The 19555-nt window shown below is 42.6% G+C and carries 16 protein-coding genes and 2 tRNA genes; 7 read left to right on the top strand and 11 right to left on the bottom strand.

Annotated elements, in window-relative coordinates; translation table 11 throughout:
• The 3 genes from BN8899_RS16515 to BN8899_RS16505 all read left to right on the top strand — a co-directional run bounded on the left by BN8899_RS16515 (position 1) and on the right by BN8899_RS16505 (position 2848).
• Positions 1-468 (top strand): CYTH domain-containing protein, encoded by a 468-nt coding sequence (locus BN8899_RS16515; protein ID WP_065220221.1) that lies wholly within the window; start codon positions 1-3, stop codon positions 466-468.
• A gap of 107 nt (positions 469-575) precedes the next feature.
• On the top strand, positions 576-2606 hold the full coding sequence (locus tag BN8899_RS16510) for a transketolase family protein (RefSeq protein WP_065220220.1): 2031 nt from the start codon (positions 576-578) through the stop codon (positions 2604-2606).
• A gap of 169 nt (positions 2607-2775) precedes the next feature.
• Positions 2776-2848, top strand: a tRNA-Met gene (locus BN8899_RS16505).
• A 35-nt stretch (positions 2849-2883) separates the two neighbouring features.
• Here the strand turns inward: BN8899_RS16505 and BN8899_RS16500 are convergent.
• The 3 genes from BN8899_RS16500 to BN8899_RS16490 form a co-directional block, all read right to left on the bottom strand.
• The gene (locus BN8899_RS16500) at positions 2884-3414 is read right to left on the bottom strand and encodes a GNAT family N-acetyltransferase (RefSeq protein WP_026207244.1); all 531 of its coding nucleotides are present in this window, start codon (positions 3412-3414) and stop codon (positions 2884-2886) included.
• A 16-nt stretch (positions 3415-3430) separates the two neighbouring features.
• The gene (locus tag BN8899_RS16495) at positions 3431-4354 is read right to left on the bottom strand and encodes an EamA family transporter (RefSeq protein WP_065220786.1); all 924 of its coding nucleotides are present in this window, start codon (positions 4352-4354) and stop codon (positions 3431-3433) included.
• A 192-nt stretch (positions 4355-4546) separates the two neighbouring features.
• Positions 4547-4619, bottom strand: a tRNA-Met gene (locus BN8899_RS16490).
• Positions 4620-4820: 201 nt separating this feature from the next.
• Between BN8899_RS16490 and BN8899_RS16485 the strand changes: the two genes are divergently transcribed.
• Positions 4821-6206, top strand: coding sequence for a DUF5723 family protein (locus BN8899_RS16485; protein ID WP_065220219.1), 1386 nt, complete (start codon positions 4821-4823; stop codon positions 6204-6206).
• 41 nt (positions 6207-6247) lie between these two features.
• On the opposite strand, the gene BN8899_RS20840 is transcribed toward BN8899_RS16485, so the two are convergent.
• The gene (locus tag BN8899_RS20840; RefSeq protein ID WP_187376935.1) at positions 6248-6397 is read right to left on the bottom strand and encodes a hypothetical protein; all 150 of its coding nucleotides are present in this window, start codon (positions 6395-6397) and stop codon (positions 6248-6250) included.
• Positions 6398-6600: 203 nt separating this feature from the next.
• Between BN8899_RS20840 and BN8899_RS16480 the strand changes: the two genes are divergently transcribed.
• On the top strand, positions 6601-7047 hold the full coding sequence (locus BN8899_RS16480; RefSeq protein ID WP_065220218.1) for an ML domain-containing protein: 447 nt from the start codon (positions 6601-6603) through the stop codon (positions 7045-7047).
• 54 nt (positions 7048-7101) lie between these two features.
• Here the strand turns inward: BN8899_RS16480 and BN8899_RS16475 are convergent, their stop codons facing one another.
• The 5 genes from BN8899_RS16475 to BN8899_RS16455 all read right to left on the bottom strand — a co-directional run bounded on the left by BN8899_RS16475 (position 7102) and on the right by BN8899_RS16455 (position 17236).
• Positions 7102-10242, bottom strand: coding sequence for a golvesin C-terminal-like domain-containing protein (locus BN8899_RS16475; RefSeq protein WP_148375498.1), 3141 nt, complete (start codon positions 10240-10242; stop codon positions 7102-7104).
• Positions 10243-10568: 326 nt separating this feature from the next.
• Positions 10569-13793 (bottom strand): UvrD-helicase domain-containing protein, encoded by a 3225-nt coding sequence (locus tag BN8899_RS16470; RefSeq protein ID WP_065220216.1) that lies wholly within the window; start codon positions 13791-13793, stop codon positions 10569-10571.
• A gap of 11 nt (positions 13794-13804) precedes the next feature.
• The gene (locus BN8899_RS16465) at positions 13805-14962 is read right to left on the bottom strand and encodes an iron-containing alcohol dehydrogenase (RefSeq protein ID WP_065220215.1); all 1158 of its coding nucleotides are present in this window, start codon (positions 14960-14962) and stop codon (positions 13805-13807) included.
• A gap of 13 nt (positions 14963-14975) precedes the next feature.
• Positions 14976-15959 carry a tetratricopeptide repeat protein gene (locus BN8899_RS16460; RefSeq protein ID WP_148375496.1) on the bottom strand — a complete coding sequence of 328 codons (984 nt, stop codon included), beginning with the start codon at positions 15957-15959 and terminating at the stop codon, positions 14976-14978.
• Between the two features lie 140 nt (positions 15960-16099).
• Positions 16100-17236 carry an ATP-binding protein gene (locus BN8899_RS16455; RefSeq protein WP_065220213.1) on the bottom strand — a complete coding sequence of 379 codons (1137 nt, stop codon included), beginning with the start codon at positions 17234-17236 and terminating at the stop codon, positions 16100-16102.
• A 221-nt stretch (positions 17237-17457) separates the two neighbouring features.
• On the opposite strand from BN8899_RS16455, the gene BN8899_RS20495 reads away from it, so the two are divergent.
• Complete coding sequence (locus BN8899_RS20495) at positions 17458-17628, top strand: DUF3791 domain-containing protein (protein WP_018336450.1); 171 nt, start codon at positions 17458-17460, stop codon at positions 17626-17628.
• 87 nt (positions 17629-17715) lie between these two features.
• On the top strand, positions 17716-17940 hold the full coding sequence (locus BN8899_RS16450) for a hypothetical protein (protein ID WP_018336451.1): 225 nt from the start codon (positions 17716-17718) through the stop codon (positions 17938-17940).
• A 266-nt stretch (positions 17941-18206) separates the two neighbouring features.
• Here BN8899_RS16450 and BN8899_RS16445 read toward each other — a convergent pair whose 3' ends face one another.
• Both BN8899_RS16445 and BN8899_RS16440 read right to left on the bottom strand, forming a co-directional pair.
• A complete protein-coding gene (locus BN8899_RS16445; protein ID WP_065220212.1) occupies positions 18207-18914 on the bottom strand; it encodes a hypothetical protein in 708 nt (235 codons plus the stop codon).
• A gap of 11 nt (positions 18915-18925) precedes the next feature.
• On the bottom strand, positions 18926-19555 hold the full coding sequence (locus tag BN8899_RS16440) for a hypothetical protein (RefSeq protein ID WP_065220211.1): 630 nt from the start codon (positions 19553-19555) through the stop codon (positions 18926-18928).

Below are 19555 nucleotides of genomic sequence, written 5' to 3'. Positions count from 1 at the left end.
ATGGCATTGGAAATAGAACGCAAATTCCTGGTGAAAGGCAATTTCAAGACGGAATCACACGTGTCTACCCGTGTCACGCAAGGTTATCTCTCTTCCTCACCCCAACGCACGGTTCGGGTGAGGATCAAGGGAGAAAAAGGATTTATCACGATCAAGGGGAAAGGAAACGCTTCCGGAATCAGCCGCTACGAGTGGGAAAGGGAGATCCCGGTAGAAGAAGCAAGAGAATTGTTGCAACTCTGCGAACCGGGCATCATCGACAAGACCCGCTATTTGATCCGGCACGAGGGGCATCTGTTCGAGGTGGACGAATTTCACGGGGAAAACGACGGGCTCGTGATTGCTGAAATTGAACTGAAAAATGAAAACGAAAACTTCTCCCGTCCGGCATGGCTAGGCGAAGAAGTGACCGGCGACCGGAAGTACTACAACGCAATGCTTTCCCGAAATCCTTACGTTAACTGGTAAATACCCTCCTAACCAAGAGAAGGTTTTTCAGTTTTTGTCGCTTTGAATTCCCAACGGAAAAACATACCTTTGCCGAAAATTAAAAATTATCATCAAAAAATATAGGCATGGAGAAAATCCTTAATCGAGCAGCGGATAATATCCGTATTCTTTCAGCTTCTATGGTTGAAAAAGCTAAATCTGGTCACCCGGGTGGTGCCATGGGTGGTGCTGATTACATCAACGTGTTGTATTCTCAATTCTTGAACTTCGATCCGGACGATATGACTTGGGCGAACCGTGACCGGTTCTTCCTTGACCCGGGGCATATGTCACCGATGTTGTATTCCATGTTGAGCCTGATCGGCACGTATAGCATGGAAGATCTGAAAAACTTCCGCCAATGGGGAAGCGTTACTCCCGGTCACCCGGAAGTCGATCCCAAAAGAGGCGTAGAGAATACTTCCGGTCCTCTCGGTCAAGGTCATGCCATGGCTGTCGGAGCCGCTATCGCGGAGCGTTTCCTGGTTGCCCGTTTCGGGGAATGGATGGCTCACAAGACTTACGCGTTTATCTCTGACGGGGGTATCCAGGAAGAAATATCCCAAGGTGCCGGACGTATTGCCGGAACGCTGGGATTATCCAATCTCATTATGTTTTACGATGCCAACGAAGTGCAATTGTCTACCCGTGTAAACGAAGTAACTCACGAGAATACTGCCGCCAAATACAAGGCTTGGGGATGGAACGTGCTCACGATCAACGGTAACAACGCCGAAGAGATTATCGGTGCCTTGAAAGCCGCAAACGAGGAGAAAGAACGTCCCACGCTGATTATCGGTAAGACCTTGATGGGTAAAGGTGCCATGGGACCGAACGGGGAAGATTTCTCCGATAAAGTGTCTACCCACGGACAACCTTTGACGGGTGCGGGTGCTTCTATCGAGAAGACAATCGAGAACTTGGGTGGCGATCCCCAGAATCCTTTCACGATCTTCCCGGAAGTAGCCGAATTCTACGCCAAGGTACTCGACCAGAAACGGGCTTACGCCAAAGCGAAAAAAGCAGAGCAAGCCGCTTGGGAAAAAGCAAACCCGGAACTGGCAGCCAAATTGCACAAGTTCTTATCCGGGAAAGCTCCCGAGATTGATTATAAAACAATCCAACACAAGCCGAACATCGCCACACGTGCAGCTTCTGCCGACGTGTTGATGGCTTTGGCTAAGCAAGTAGAAAACATGATCGTTTCTTCTGCCGACTTGAGCAATTCCGACAAAACGGACGGGTTCATCAAAGGTGGTGCCCGTGACCTCGTGAAAGGTGATTTCAGCGGGGCATTCTTCCAAGCCGGTGTTGCCGAATTGACGATGGCTGTTATCTGCAACGGTATCGCCCTTCACGGTGGAATATTCGTGGCGTGCGGAACGTTCTTCGTGTTCTCGGATTACATGAAACCGGCAGTACGTCTGGCGGCATTGATGGAATTACCAGTAAAATACGTTTGGTCACACGACGCTTTCCGTGTTGGTGAAGACGGTCCTACCCACCAACCGATAGAGCACGAGGCTCAATTGCGCTTGATGGAAAAAATGGATAATCATTCCGGCAAGATGAGTTTGTTGGCATTGCGTCCGGCTGACGCTGCCGAAACTTCAGTAGCATGGAAGATGGCTATGGAGAACACCTCCACTCCTACCGCGTTGATCCTTTCCCGCCAGAACATCACCGATCTTCCGGGTACTGACCGTTACGCCGAGGCATTACAAGCCGAGAGAGGCGCTTACGTGGTATGCGCAACAGCCGAGAATCCCGACGTGGTATTGATCGCTTCCGGTTCGGAAGTTGCCACTCTGGTGGAAGGAGCTAAATTACTGCAAGAACGCAAAGGCATTACTTCACGTGTCGTTTCCGTGATCTCGGAAGGTTTATTCCGTCACCAAGACAAGGCTTACCAGGAACAAGTGATCCCGGCAAACAAACCGAAATTCGGTCTGACAGCTGGATTGTCCACAACCTTGGAAGGTTTGGTGGGTTGCAACGGTCGCATCCACGGCGTAAACCACTTCGGATACTCAGCCCCGGCTAAAGTACTCGACGAGAAATTCGGGTTTACCGGAGAACACGTGTTCAACGAGGTATGTGAAATGTTAGGCAAATAACGCCTAACTCTCTCGATATTAAAAAGGAATAGTTTCGACTATTCCTTTTTTCATGTCTACCCTACCCGCATTAATTTTATTTATTCTAAAAAAAGATGGAAATACTTGCATCTATAAGAAAAACATACTATCTTTGCACACGCAAAACAGAGATAGTTTTGACTAACATTGCGGGATGGAGCAGTTGGTAGCTCGTTGGGCTCATAACCCAAAGGTCGTCTGTTCGAGTCAGGCTCCCGCTACAAAAGAAAGGATCGATAAAATCGATCCTTTTTTTTTACCTGTAATGATCCCTGTAAATCATATTCTTGATCCGCTCAATATATTCCTGTAAACGATCGGTGGAATGGTTTCCCATGATCCATAAATTACCCGCCTCACTTTCATCCCGGTAGGAAGGTTGTATATAGGTTTTATCGAGGACCTCGTAACCATTCCGGCGATAGTAATTCACCCGACGGATAGTCATCTCGTCATTCGTCGGCTCCACTTCAAGCAAACGCAGACCGCCTAAATGTTCGGCAATGTAGTCCAGCACTTGTTGCCCCACTTTCAAATTGCGCATCTGGGAAAACACGGCAAGATGTTCCAGGTAATAGAAATCACGTAAATCCCAATAGATAAAAAGTCCAGCCAACACACCGTCACATTCGATCGCATTGAAATACATTTCGGGTTTCTCGAGCATCAACCGTTTCAATTGCCGAATATCTCTTCTTTCACATTCCGGAAAGGCTTCCTCGTAAAGGGGAATCAGTCTTTCCAACCGGGGATCACCGGGTTCTGTTATTCTTATCAAGTTCATCATCATTCTATTCTTAGTTTTACTTTCTAATCCTTATAAATGCCGGAATCAAACGCTTCATGGAGAAATGCCCCGGGGTATTCGCCCAAATAACGATAAATACTGCGACCAACACGATCAGTACACCCAACAACTGGCTGAAACCGAAATATTCTCCCAGGAAAAGGACTCCCATGCTCACGGCTGTCAAGGGTTCCATACACCCCAGAATGGCTGCCGTGGTCGATCCCACGTGCTGTATTGCCAATATTAACGTCAAATCGGAAATCAAGGTTGGAATTAATGCCAACAAAAACAAATGAACGATAGCATTGACAGAGGGCATCGCTTCGGGTCCCTGTTCTTTCACCAATAGATTCACCAAAAAGATCACGGTACAGGCAAACAACATATAAAAGGTCATTTTCAAACCATCCATCTGATGAACGCACGATTTGTTCACCCCGACGATATAGATGGCATACGTGACCACGGTAGACAGCACCATCAGCAATCCTTTGACACTAACGCCTCCCTGTCCTTCCCCCCGGCTTAAAAGCCAAACGCCCAGTATAGCCATTCCCGTCGCCACAATCACAGGCAACGATATTTTATCTTTAAAGAAAGCGATCATAATACCCGTCACTAACACCGGATAGAGGAAATGAATGGTCGTTGCGACACCGCTGGGAATGTACAAATAAGAAGCCGTCAAAAAAAGTGCCGTGGAGGCATAAGCACCACCCAACACGAAAAGCGTTCCCAACTCCTTCAAAGATACTCGAAAATCAACCCCGCGAATCAACAAAACAATACCCACCGCAACAGCCGATAGGGCAAAACGGTAAAACAACACGGAATCTAACCCCACCCCTTCCCGCATCACCGGGAGAGCAAACAAAGGAATCAACCCGAAAGTGAAAGATGATATTATTGCTAACAATACTCCTTTCAACTGCCTCATTTCATTCTCAATTTTAAAATTAACGGGCACAAAGATCGATAAAAATCCCTGCATTCCATTTTACACATGTAAAAATAATTTTTGCTTGTAGCGAGCAACAACTGGGACATCAAGCCAACGTTCCGAACCAATCCCCTACTCTTCTTGTTTTAGAATAAAAAAAGAGATTGAAAATTCAATCTCTTTTTTTTGTAGCGGGAGCTCGACTCGAACGAACGACCTTTGGGTTATGAGCCCAACGAGCTACCAACTGCTCCATCCCGCAATACAATCAAAACAATTTCCTGTTTTGCGAGTGCAAAGATAGGCTTTATTATTTTTACTTCCAAATAATGAAACAACAAATACGCCCCATTTCCTCTAAAACGTCACAAAAAAACAATAAAAATCCTTGGCTATCCTAAAATAAAACCTCAATTTTGTACCAAGAAATATCAAAATTGTATATTTAAAAGGACACTGATTTATGAAAAAAAGTATCAACTTACTGAAAGCAGCCTGTGTGGTTGGCTTGCTGACAGTTTTAGGGATGACGAATGGGTATGCCCAAGGACTCCGTACCTCTTACTTTATGGACAACGTTCCGGCAAGGCTTAAAATGAATCCGGCTTTACAACCGGCAAGAGGCTATTTTAATATCCCGGCAATTGGAGCATTGGGGTTATCCATCTCTTCCAATAAACTAACCATCGACGATTTCGTCGACATCATTGAAAACAAAAATGGTTTCCTGGAAAGCGACAAATTCATGAACCGCTTGGATAACAAGAACACCATGAATATCGACTTCACGACCGACATTCTCTCTTTCGGTTTTTACAGCGGCAAAGGGTTCTGGACGGTTAACCTGGGGGCAAGAGCAATTATTAGTGCTTCCATCCCAAAAACGATGTTTGAATTTGCCCGTTATGCAGAAATAGATCTCGGGCAAGTGTATGACATCAAAAACATGGAACTTCACGCCGATGTTTTCTCCGAAATCGGCTTGGGCTACTCCCGCCCGGTAACAGACAGATTATCTGTTGGCGGACGCTTTAAAGTATTAGTAGGAATAGGCAACCTCGACGCAAAAATCGACCGTATCTACGTGAATGCAGGCAACGATATGCAAAAATGGGAAGTCACCACGAAAGGAAAACTGGAAGCATCCATGAAAGGTTTGGAACTCGAATTCGATTCGGAACATAATTATATCAACGATATCGATATCGACACTCCGGGTATTTCCGGATTCGGTTTTGGTGTTGATCTAGGGGCAAGTTACAAGATATTAAACAACCTGACTGTTTCGGCAGCTATCATCGATTTAGGTTTCATCAACTGGTCGAAATCACATACCACGATAGCCACAACCGAAGGCACCCATACCTATGGTGAAATCTTGGGCTCCATTGATCCGGATGATTACGAGAACATCAATCCCGATGATTACGAAAACTATGTTAGTAATACTGACATCTTCGATCTCGATTTGATTCAATTCGAGGAAGGAGAAGCCAAAAGCCGTAAAACGACCCTTCGTTCTACTTTGAACTTGGGAGCAGAGATCACCTTGTTGAACAACAAACTCGGTTTCGGAGTGCTCTCTTCCACTCAATTCACGCTCCCGAAATCATATTCGGAATTAACGGTTTCAGCGAACTACCGCCCGAGAAACTGGTTCGGTGCCACGTTGAGTTATTCATTCCTTCACAGTGAATTCAAAACCGTGGGTATCGGTCTGAAATTAGGTCCTATATTCATCGGTTCCGATTACTTGATGACGAAAGCTCCGGGCGATGCCAACCGTGCTAACGCCTATATCGGATGCAGCATCCCTCTCGGTAAAAAACGAATGGATTACCGCAGATAAAAGCAATAAGAAATGACAACTAAAAGTTGTCATTTTTTATTTTAACTCGGCTCATACTTTTTATAATCACATCCGATAAAATAGAATGCCTGTTCCACATCTCCCAAATACAAGAATCCCAGCCCACAAAATGCCAAAAGAATGGCAATCGTATTAACGAGCGACACTTTCTCCTTGAAAAAGACAGCCATAAGAATCGTCACGCAAACAAGATAAAAGATTAATGTATTCTAATCATACATTCTATTTTCACTATTCCTAAAAAAAGGAGCTATAATATTAGGTTTATTTGAATTATTTGCTATATTTTTGTAAAAATATCTCATTACAGAAAGGAGGAAATAAAAAGAGATAGCGCAAATTATTTCTTGTATTAACTTAAAATTCGTACATCATGAAAAAACTAACTTTCATAATTGTCGCATTATTTATAAGTATATGTAATGTGATGTCTGTAGATATGAGATTTGCAGATTTCGGTTCACAAGAAGGAATAATAGACGTTGTCAATATTGAACCCAATGATGATCCATATATATTTCAAATGAAAAGAGGAAATACCTACTATTTAACTATTAAATTCAGGCCGACTCAATATATATATGGTATAGAAGGGGAGAGTTCCATTATAGTGCAAGGAGTTTCCCTAGGAATAACTCCAATAACAGATATTCAATCTAATACTACTGTATTTATACCTAGTTACGGCTATACAATATATTTAACGATACCTGCCCGCACAATCTATCCACCAATTAGTGGTATTTTAAAAATAAACATAAAAGATACATTTACTGGATCAAATGTACTTAGTTTTGGACTTTCTATTAAAATAAGTTGATATTTATTTGTAAGGGAGGATGCATTATATCAGGCATCCTCTCGACCATTTCATTTATTTTGTTCCTAAATATACCCATTTTACAGCGTCTGCAACCATAATTTGATTTGGTATACCTACATCACTTAGAGCAACTTTATTTTCTCCCGCATTACATTCATAGCAACCGAGAGAAAACCATCCATATTGATTATTATTAATATTTATATTAATTTCTTTAATCGTATCTCGAAAATACACTCTATATATTTGATTTCCAATATTAACTTTCTGCGATTCCTGTGTTCTTAATACCTTACTATAAAGCATTTTAGGAATATATGCATATATTTCATATCTTCCTGCTTTTTCTAATATGGTAGACCATTCTACTCTTGATTTCCCTTTCCCAGATAACCTAAGAACAGCACTTTTAACAGATTCACCATAAGAGTAATCCTCAAGTAATGATTGCCAACGGTCATTCAGAAAAACATATGAAGTAAGATTTTGATACTTAGAAAAACCTGAATCATATAGAAAATGATCAGTCAATCTAACAATCGGAGATGAATATATAATAGAAAAACCCCGGTCTTCATTATCTATAATAATTTCATTTGGATTACTATGAAACTCGTTTTTATTAATTACCTGGAAATATTCTTGATAGTCTAATGTTCCTTCCTGTTCATTACATCCTACCGTGAGGAAACGAGGATAATTCAAAGAATAATTAGTGTGTAATTTAAAATATCGTTGGCTTTTATGAACAAGCAATGCTATTTTTCTACCGGACTGGGCTTCAATTCTAAAACTTTGATTAAATGGTTTTTGAATATGTCCCCATTTTATGAAATATAAAATTCCGTCGTAAGACTTATCTGAAGACGTAAGTGTTATTGTTCCATCTGTCTTACTATCATTATATATCATGAACTGTATTAAGGTTGAAGTCGAATCCTCATCATTTAAAGTTTTAATTCTTTTTATCGTAAAATTTTTTATCAAATACTTAGGAACCCCTTGATTTACGTACCATGAAGACAACTTATTTCCCCATCCTATCCCGTATTTATTTGTAAATATACTATCAAATAACGTGAAATCGAGAGATTGAAATTTATATTTGTTCATAAAATCCAATAAAAATGATTTTATAGTATCACGAGAAAGTTGTTCATAATCGAAAATACTTAAAATCTCCCTAGATTTTTGATTTAATATTTCACGCATAACGAGCGGTGAAATATCCCTAGTATATGACAATTTTTCTAAACTACAAGTATTTAGAATATCTATCGCGATAACCTCTGCCCTGCCATTAATTTCAGCTGTACCACCAATCTCGAAATCTTCCTGTTTAACTATATTCCTCATAATTGCATTCAAAATCGGATATTGACTTGAATAAAAATAAGATCTACTATCCTGGAACATAGACAATAAACAATATGGATTATTCTGAAATTGGAAATTTGAAAGGAAACTACTCATATTCCAATTAAAAAGACCAAATTGTTCTTTCCAAGAGAATTTACCAGTATCCCCATTTTCCCCCAAGATTAAACTTTCAAAATTCCGTAATACTTCTCTAGCATCACCATTCGTTAATTTTCCAGTTCCTCTTTCGGGCAAATATACCAACTCCGGTTGAACGTATTCACTTCCCTCTTTATTATTTCTGTAATATGAAGTAAACGATATGGGTGTTTCCACAAATGTAATGTGTTCGTAAGGATACGGTGCATACATTTTAGCTTCAGCATCATGTTTAATTTGAAGTAGCACATTATTATAATTTTTACCTTTAAACGAGTCCAATAAGGAATACTTCCTTTTGAAAACATTTAACTCACAATATACAGAATCAATGTACATTGACTTTGTTTCAAATTCACCAATACAAAGAGAGAGACCTGACAGAGGAATTGTATTCTCGAAATAAACATGATCACCGAATATCTTTTTCTTCCCTTGTGAAACAACAGATTTTTCATCCCGAACAACAACTTGTAACGTATAGTACGTATAGTTTTTATCTATCATATATGGAGATACTGGATTGACTGGAGGAATTGTTGTTGGGTACCATAAAACCTCAGGGGTCAACAAAGTAAATGACTTTCCCAAAAATGCATACTTTTTCCCAAAATGGCATGCCATATAACCACGTGTTTTAAGATCAAATACTACATTATCAGCAACATCTAAATAACAAATATTTTCATCTATTTCACCCTTGTAAGATATATCAATATTTAAAGTATCTTCAGGTATGATAGAGTAATGCATTCGTATAATTTGATTCTCTCGGTCAAACGTGACATCCTTTCCATTAGCCTGCAGAGAGGTCACTTCCAGATCCGGATTCAAATACAGTATCACTTCTTTTAGTTTCTGTTTTGTTTGATTTTTTACAGTCAACCTACTATTCACCAACATCTGTTGATTTTGCTGGTCATATTTTATGTTCTGACATAACATCGTAGCTTTAGGAATTATCGAATACTTAGTATAGCAATCCAAATACATTTGTCGAAGTTCTTTTTTCTTTTGGTATATAGAAAGAAAAGAAATTCCTAAGATTAGACCACCGAAAATTAATGAAAGTGTCATGATAACATACGTTTTCCGCTGCATCGGATTATTAGATAGCCGTGCAAACTTCAAAACAGACAATTGAACAAAGCCTAATCCTAATAAAAACCAACATCCGCGTTGAAGTAAATATTCCAACAAATTAGCATGACCAGTTATTTCCGACCAAACACTAGGAAGCGTTATTCCCATCGGGTCAAATAGTCCTTGCTGACTATCGGTTATATAAAAAATAGAGACAATAAAATAGATTAAGAGTATTGTTATACAAAGCAATTGATTACCTATAAAATGATTAATAGCTAAAGAAAAACCATAGGTAAAAACAACTGCCGGTACAACTATCGTAAGAAAATAAAATAAATAATACCAAAAACAGAATGGGGCATCACTTGCAAACAAATGAATCAATACAGCGACAAATAAGGACACTATACTCATTATTAAGAATATGAATAATATACCCAGACTTGTTCCCCAAACATATTCCATATTACTTTCTGGTCGATAATATATAGTATCCAATGTATTTATCCGTTTTTCTTTGCTTAAAACAGACGTAGTAATAAAAATCATTGGAATGATTTGTAATACTGAGAATATATATGCATTCATGTAAGGAATAAAGGAGGCAAGAGTAAATCTTCCAGATGTAGAATATACACTCAAATTACTTTGGTTTCTCAAGTGGAAATACGTGACAACTAACAGCATAAAAAAGAAAAAGCCCCAAAGCATATAATTCCTTAATTGCAATTTCAAATTATGATGAAATATGATTTTCAAAAGACACATATCAATAATAATTAGTGTTCAACAAACCAATCTAATTCTCCATAATTTTACAAATATAAAAAATATTTATCATTTAGCCATTGATAACAGTTATATTTTGCATTAGCCATTCTCTAAATAACTAATCATAGATATCTTCACTTAACTCAATTAAAAAGCTGCAACTGGATAGGTACTTGATCAGCATTCACGGGAACGATTTTATTCAACGTGACATACCAAATATAACCCGATACGTCGGTATATCCCATTTGCTTCAAGGTTTTGCAATAAAAGCTAACTTGGCGGAGATATGATTTCTCCTCTTTTCGTCCGAACTTGTAGTCTACGATAATCGCTTTTTCCCCGTCCGTCATTACCCGGTCGGGACGAGCCTTGCCACTTCCCCGGAAAAGGATGTCCCGTTCATTGATAATCTTGTATTTACCGTCGAACCATTCCGAAGGGATATTGTTTTTTAAATATCCTAGTACCTGCTCCCGGTACGATTCCCGTTCCGTGCCGTTTATCAGTCCGGATCGATACATATCGCCAACAGCCCGGTCGATATCCTCCACCGTTTCGATACGCCGGAAAATCTCGTGCAACATCTTTCCCTCGTCCACGGCGGTAGTTTCCATGCTCTCCGGATCAGTATAGTCTTCATATTTATAACGCACGCTTACCCGGTCGTTCAGATTGTAGATCGGGTATTCCGACAAATTCAACGTGTTATTGTCACTAATGGTAGCCGGGACGGGTATCGTCTTCTTCTCCCCGATCCGCAGGCATAGATTCTCCCCGTCCCACCCGGGCAGGGCGAGCTGTTCCAGTACCTGATAAAGAAATGCCCCAATATCCGAAGGTTTGCCTTCTTTCGTGACCTTAGGGGCATAGGGCAACACGTGCAACTCCTTTTCCGCCCGCGTCAAGGCCACGTAAAGCAAATTCAAGTTATCCACGTAGGCTTTCATGTGTTCCTCCAGGTAATCCTCTCTGAAATGGCTGTCCGCCAGCTTCGGCGAGTAGTTCAACGGGGCGTATTCCAAATCCCGGAAGCCTTCCTCCCGGTTGTGGCACCATATCCGCCTCCCGTGGCGGGTGTCATCCAGATCCCACGCGCAGAACGGGATAATGACCGATTTAAATTCCAACCCTTTCGATTTATGTATCGTGAGTATCCGCACGGCATCCGTTTCCTCGGAAGTCGACAACACTTTCTTATCTTTCTCTTTCTCCCACCATTCAAGAAATACGGGCAGGCTATTCGTGTTGTTCCGCTCGTAGTCGAACAGGATATCCTGGAAAGCAATCAGGTAGGGCAATTCTTCCGCCCGGTTCTTCAACCCGAAAGCCTCGATAATTTCCTCCGTGATCTCGAACAAAGACCCGGAAGCCAACCGCTCCGGTTCCCGCAAGAAAGGAATACCCAGCGTATCGAGAAAACTCTCCGCTCCTCCCCCGGCCTTGAAAAGCGCATCATCTTCCGCCGTATTTTCCCCTTGCACGAATGTCCGGTAGTTATACAACAACACGGTACGGTTCACGGCATCATACGGTTCGACCATATAGCGCAGCACGTTGATAATCAACTCCACGTAAGGGGACGAAGCAACATACAACGAATCGTTCGATATAAAAGTCACCGGGAAAGGTATTCCTTCCCGCTTGTTATACTCGATCAGGTAATCGGCAACAAAAGCCCCTTCCCTGCCGTTCCGGACAAGAATGACACAATCTTTCAAGCGTCCTCCCCGCCTCACGGTATCCAGAATGATGTCCACAACTTCTTCCATGATGTCGGTATCACTTCCTTCCTCTTGTTTCTCTCCCCCGAAACGAATCTCCACGTATCCGTCACCGGGACGGCTAACCAATTGTTCCGGTCTATTATAAGCCTCAATGATAGAGGAAGAATAAGCATTATCCTCACCGCACTCGGCATCATACAACGCCTTCAATTGTCCCGCTGCCTGAACGAAAAAACGGTTATTAAACTCCACGATCTCCCGGCTACTCCGCCAGTTATGCCCCAACACGATATTATCCGTGCCGAAAGCCGTGAAGTCCCGTTCCACGCCCTCCGCCAACAATCGCCAATCTCCATTCCTCCACCGGTAAATACTTTGTTTCACGTCGCCCACCAACATCGCCCGTCCTCCTTCGGCAAGCGTGTTGATAATAAGAGGACGGAAATTCGCCCACTGCATGGTGGAAGTATCCTGAAACTCGTCGATCATAACGTGTTTGTAGAAATTACCCGTTTTCTCGAATAAAAAAGAGGTATCGTTACCGGCTATCAGTGTGTTGAGCAGGCGAGTCGTATCACTCAACAACATAAGCCCTTTCTCGTCACAATAATCCCGGACTTCCCCGTACAGGTCGTTCAGAATCCCAAGCTGGTAAAGATTACCCGACAACAGACGAGCCGACACGTAATCCCGGTAATTCTCGTCGTAGAACTCCACGCTCTCCCGCAACCACGTGTTCAAAGTCGTGTAGGCATCCTCCAGTCGGGCACGGGCTGCTGGCTCTGTTTTTTTCGTTATCCAAGCGTCAAGATTGTCAATAGCTTTCCGGGTAGTATCGGTAATACTATCCAGGTTTTTCTCCTTCAATTTATAGAAGTGATTGATTACCCCTCGTTTGCCATTCTTGAAATCTTCTACCCGCAGCCCCCGCTCTTCCAGGAAACCACACCCTATTCGCCCGTATTCTTCCAGCCGTTTCTCGAATCTCGTGATAATACCTTGCAGGAAATATTTGTACACTTTCAGGAAATCCCGATCGTTGAAACGTTCCTGCACATCCTTATCGAAGAGCATATAACTTTCGCCGAAAAGTTCTTTCCCCAACTCGGCAATCTTGGCTTTCACGCTCCACGAACGGGCATCTTCCACGCTGTCACTCATCAATTCGGTAATCCACGCTCCAAGTTCCTTATCCTTGTTCATGCGCTGCATTACCTGATCGACGGCACGTTGCAACACGTAATCACTGTCCAGTTCCACGTTATAGCCGGGAAATATACCAAGTTCCCGGGTAAAAGCCTTGATTACCCGTTGAAAGAAACGGTCGATCGTCGTCACAGCCAGCCGCCCGTAGTCGTGCAGGATCAGCGTGCGTAACACTTCCGCCCGGGCTTGCACCTGCTCGTCCGACAGCCGCAACGTTCGTTTCAACTCCTCCCGGTAATCACTTTTCAGCCCTTCCGCGAGTTTATTCAACTCCCTCACGATACGGGATTTCATCTCTTCCGTCGCCTTATTCGTGAACGTAACCGCCAGAACGTTTTTATACTCCAACGGAGAATTAAAAACGATCTTGAAGAATTCCATCGTTAAAGCAAAAGTCTTCCCCGCACCCGCGGAAGCCCGGTAAACACGAAGCATACAATTGAAAATTAAAGTCTTGACGTCAATATCGCCCTCACGTTATCCACGTTCACGTCGTCGATGCCGCCCAAGGCAAACATGCCTCGTTCACGGAAACGCTTCTCGATACGGTCGATCGTGTCGATACCCACCCCGTAATCGGACAAACGTGTTTTCACGCCCAATTCATTGAAAAATTGTTCCGTGCGGGCAATCGCCTGGTCGCAGGCATCGGGTTGAGTTGGGTCAATATTCCACACCCGTGAGGCAAATTGCAACAGTTTTTCCCGGCGTTTCATTTTCGTGGCATTCATCACGCCCGGTAGAACGATTGCCAGGGTAATCCCGTGGTCAAGCCCGTTGAAAGCCGTCAACTCGTGCCCGATATGGTGAGTAGACCAGTCCTCGGTCACCCCGCAGGCTATCAACCCGTTCAATCCCATCGTGGCTGCCCACATGAAATTTGCCCGGTCGTCATAATTCGGCTTCTCGTCATGAATCAGACGGGGACCGATCTCGATCAACGTCTTCAATATCGATTCGGAGAAACGGTCTTGAATCTCGGCGTGTTCCGGGAAAGTATAATATTGTTCCATCACGTGCACGAAAGTATCCACGATCCCGTTAGCCACCTGCCGCATCGGCAAGGAATAGGTCACGGTCGGGTCGAGCACGGAGAATTTCGGGAACACGTGTGATGAACGGAATGCCAACTTTTCACGTGTAAACTCGCGGGTTATCACCCCCCCGCAGTTCATTTCCGAACCTGTTGCCGGCAAAGTCAATACCGTACCGATAGGCAATGCCGCGTTAACCTTGGCGCCCTTGGCAACAATATCCCACGGCTCGTTGCCCTCGAAGCAGGTAGCCGCGGCAATGAATTTCGTCCCGTCGATCACGGAACCACCGCCCACGGGAAGCAGGAATCCCACGTTCTCGCGTTTTGCCATCTCCACGGCACGCATCAACGTTTCGTAATGCGGGTTGGGTTCGATACCGGAGAATTCCACGATATCAAATCCTTGCAAGGCGTTCATCACTTGGTCATAAACCCCGTTTTTCTTGATACTTCCGCCCCCGTAAGTCATCATGATCTTCATACCCCTGGGTATCCATTTCCCGATCTCGGCAATTTTCCCTTTCCCGAAAAGTATCTTCACGGGATTGTAATAATCGAAATTTTCCATGCTTTTTAATCGTTTATATCTGTTCCATTATTTTAGTTTCATCCTTTATCCGTCTGTCGAGAACCTCGATATATTCCTTGATATACACGGACACTTTATTGCTGATATTGGCTTTCTGCAGCGTTTTCTCCGCCGCTTCCAACAGAGCCTTTGCCCCCGAAAAGTTCCCGTCTTTCTCGTAAAGCCAAGCCAGATTTACCGCCGCTTTTGCCGCCACATTCGGTTTCAGAGCCAAGGCTGCTTCCCATATCCGGCGAGCCTCATCTATATCCTCATTCTGGAAAAAATGGTATCCCACGCTCAACACCCGGTTGTCCGTGTACAGCCTCCGTCTCTCGGGAGTCCACATCGGGGTCAGCCGCTCTGCATAACTCCATCCCTTATCGTAAAAGAAATTGCATATCGTGGCGTAATCGTCTTCCCCCTCGTACGTGCTATGCTTCACCTCCATTTTCTGGCTGTTCATGGAATCCACCACCTGCCCGTTGGCATCGTACAACCGGACAAACAGATTATCATCCAGCACCAAACGTCCCGAGAAGTCCAAGTTGAATTTACAATATTCCACCGCGAGCACGTGCGTCATCCGGGAAGTTTTCTCCAAAGCCTTGATGCCTTCCGGGGATATCGGTTCCGGCTCCATCCCGTCGGTAATATAAGTCGGTTTTAATCCCAATCCCCGAACCAGCAACACCGGGCGTATTCCATTACGCAACCCGTCACGTAGCCCGTCATAGAAGCACGTCACCAGATTATCCCGTCTTAATCGCAAGGAAGAATACAACTGTGGAGCCGCCAAAGAATCCGACACGTGGATGATCTTCCGGTCGATAAACATGATCTGCGCGTCCCCGTTCCCGAGATTGATCCCACCCGGCTTCAACACGTCGATAGCCAACTCTTTATAGCTACCGCACGAAACAAGACATCCCAACAACAAACACGCCCCGATTGCTCTTAAGGCGATCTTCATCCTATATGTTACACTATTTCCCATGAGGTTATTTCTTTAGTTCATACTTGAAACTTGCAAAAACCAAGCCATAACACGTCGTTGACATCCCAAAGGCGACAGAATTACGGTGTTTTAAAATTAGACATATTCCGGGAAATAACCAAGACTAGCGCAACAAAGTTTCATTTTTCTATAAATTCCAGGTAATTATCTCTGTTCACGACGTGAAATTCCGCATGCGGATACGCTTCTTGAAATGCTTTCGGCACAACAGGCATTTTATTGCCCCATTTAAATTCCAAAGCCGTCAAATGCTCCGAACTCACTTCAACAAGATCGATCTCCTGCTTGTCGTATGTCCGCCAGAAAAAAAATTCCTTATGTTGTCCCTTGTTAAAGTTGACCTTTCGTCTCTCGCCAATGATATAGTTTTCCCACAATGCGCCGACATCCTGCCGGATTGCTAACGGAGAGAATGCCCCGATAATGGCATTACGGATGCCGTTATCGTAAAAATACCATTTCCCGGCTTTCGTAACCTCCTTGCGCAAATTACGGGAATACGCACCCAGGCGATAAACAACAAATACCTTTTCCAACAAATCGAGATACTTCTCAACAGTCGTTTTGCTCATTCCAAGTTGCCTGCCCAATTCTTCATAGGAAACCTCACTTCCCAACTGAAAGGCAATCAGTCGTAACAGATCACGCATCTTACTCGAATTTTTCAGTCCATCGATCGCCAAAATATCCTTTAGCAAATAAGCCCCTACAATATCGCGCAGATAATCCGTTTTACGCTCGAAATTATCCAGCATCACCACCTCCGGATAGGAACCGTAAATCAAGCGGGCTTCCAGATTCTGACGTGTTTCAAGCGCATTTTCCGTTTGTGCGATTTCCTGCTGTGAGAATGGCGTAAGCAGGAATTGCGTCCCGCGTCCGACTAACGGTTCTCCCGTCTTATTGAGCAAGTCAAAAGAAGACGATCCACTTGCCAATACGCTCACACCCGGTATTTCATCAACAATCAATTTCAAAATACTACCGATTTGCGGTATATTTTGCGCCTCGTCGATGGCCAACAGATCAATGCCTTCCAATAGATGTCGATAGTTCGACACTGTCCGGTTCTCCAATAACGCCAATGTATCGTAATCTTCCCCGTTGAGCATCATGGTCCGACCGGAATAGCCATTCACGATTGTGCGCATCAGTACTGTTTTTCCCACGCGTCGCGCACCGAAAATCAAAACGACCTTCCCCGGAGAAATCCGAGCCGTGATTCTATCTCGAAGTATTCTGTTTATTGTTTCCATAGCTAAACTTCCAATCTTTATTTGCAAATATAGTAATTGTTTTCTAAAATGGCGATTTTTACGTAAAAAACATACTCTCAAATGGCGATTTTTACAATATAACTAAAAGCTATTTCATCCACCCAACTTCTTGCACTTGCTTTCTTGCTCGTATTTTCTTATTTTTGCAAACGGATATACAATAATTCGATGTCGCTAAGATCTTCTGAAAAAACTTTAACATGGATAAGAAGGAATTAGATATAGCTTATTTTATTTCATTTTGTATCGAACAATATAAAATGAAATATAATCTTTCAGGCAAAGAAGTGATGAATTTGTTTGAAAAGTACGGGATATCACAATATTTGACTGACAATTTTGAAGTATTACATACCCAAAGCCGGCAATGATTACTAGAAGAAATAGAGAATTATATCACAAAACGAAAGGAAGAAACTCTATGAAATTAACTTTTTTAGAAGCCAAGGAGGTGCTATATGAACAGAAAAATCACAAATAAAAATCTTTACTTGCTGTTACCCTCCAAAGTCAGTCTTTTCGCACAATTATACGTGAAAGAGCATGGAGGTTCAATAATTGATGCGATACGAAAATTCTATTACTCCAAAACTTACCAGAAATTAGAAGACGAGAGTACTAAACTGTGGCATTACGGTCCCGTGGCTTTATACGAGGAATTTATGGAAGAGAACCGCGAATGAACTCCACAAAAAAAACACCTTGAAAAAATCGTAACAAAACATACCTTGAAAAGGGGTTTCTCCTTGATTCACGGCATTCACCTATTGATCAAGTATTGACCACGTATTGATCATCTATTGGTTAAAGAACAGGTAATCAATACTTGATCAATAGGTAATCAATACTTGAGAGCCGTGAACCAAGGAGAAACCCCTTGTTTGTTCCCTCTAATGTGTACTCGTAACGATATTCATCCACGTCCCCATCCTCGTCTTTATTGATTGGATCAAGAAAATATCGTTTCAAACATCTTCCGTTTAAGCTCTTGGTTCTCTCCCGTGTTAAACTTGCGATTAAGCGCAGGATGGTGGATGCAATAAGTCGGGATGCCGTCTATCGTGGTTTCCCGAATCAGGTTCCACCCCTCCACGCACGTAACCAGCAATGGCTGTAACGGTTTATCAAAATACGTCGTCAAATGATCCCGTGCAGGATTCCCCATCAACAACACGTGACGTGGACGCACTATATCACGTATCAATTCCATCGTTTTCCCCACGCAAAACCGTAAAGCTTCCCTTCCGCCCCGATTCATCCGTTGTTGCAACTCACGAAAAGTCCCCGTGTTGAAATAAACCACGTTTGTCACTACCGCCTCCTCGAACACCAGACGCAACACACCCCCGGAAAACAAATCGCACAAGCTCCGCATACTTCCCCAACCGTCATTAGCAAGGAATTGATTGCAATCGCAAACGCCAAGATCATCCGCACCCCGGCGTTCCCGTCCCCGTTTCCGGTTCATCTCGGAATATTTTTCATTCCCCCCAGGATTACTTCCGATAATCATTAATTCCGGCTGATAGCTCACCTTGGACTGGAAGGCGTAAAAATCCACGTCCATGTCGTAAGCCGGGTTCACGGCTATCTCGTGGCAACCATCCGCCACTTCCCGCAACCAACGATTTAGGTTTTGATTGAATAGATCATTCATAGTATAAACAATTAATTATTGATGTTCATGATTTTCAAATCTTCTATTTTCAAAAAGAACACGAATAAAACACTTAATGAATATATCCACACAATGGTTGTAAATAAAATAAATACTCGTGTTGTACCAATTAACAAAGATTCAACAAGAAAAGTAAAAAAAGGAACTGCATACACAAACATAAAAGCATATCCAACAAAATTTTTGAAGAATGCTAAGTTCGCACGCAATTGAATTCCAAGTACAATTCCCGTAACACTTAACAAAGATGTCAATAATATTATTCCCAACTTTATAGATGGCAGTGCATTTAATAAGACTTCTAGTTTATCTGATACACCTAAAAAATAAACAACCAATTCTCCTATAAATAATACAATATTCAATATTATATACACACCCAAAGTACGAGTTTCAAATCCATTCATTTTGCAGTATGACCATAATCCACCATTGATAAGTAACCACAATAGGGTTACACACGAAATACCCACTAATCCCATGCTATCCAAGATTTGGGGTAAAAATATACTCGCATTTATACTTTTTCCCCACCCAGAAATACTCAAGATAATAACAAATATCAATGCAAATATGCAATAAAAACATTGATCCCAATTTTGTTGTTCTTTTTCTATCAT

Origin of the sequence: Butyricimonas sp. Marseille-P2440 (assembly GCF_900091675.1) — a bacterium.
Lineage (GTDB): Bacteria > Bacteroidota > Bacteroidia > Bacteroidales > Marinifilaceae > Butyricimonas > Butyricimonas synergistica.
The sequence above is the reverse complement of the archived record's forward strand: the minus strand, read 5'-3'. Positions and strand labels throughout refer to the sequence as shown.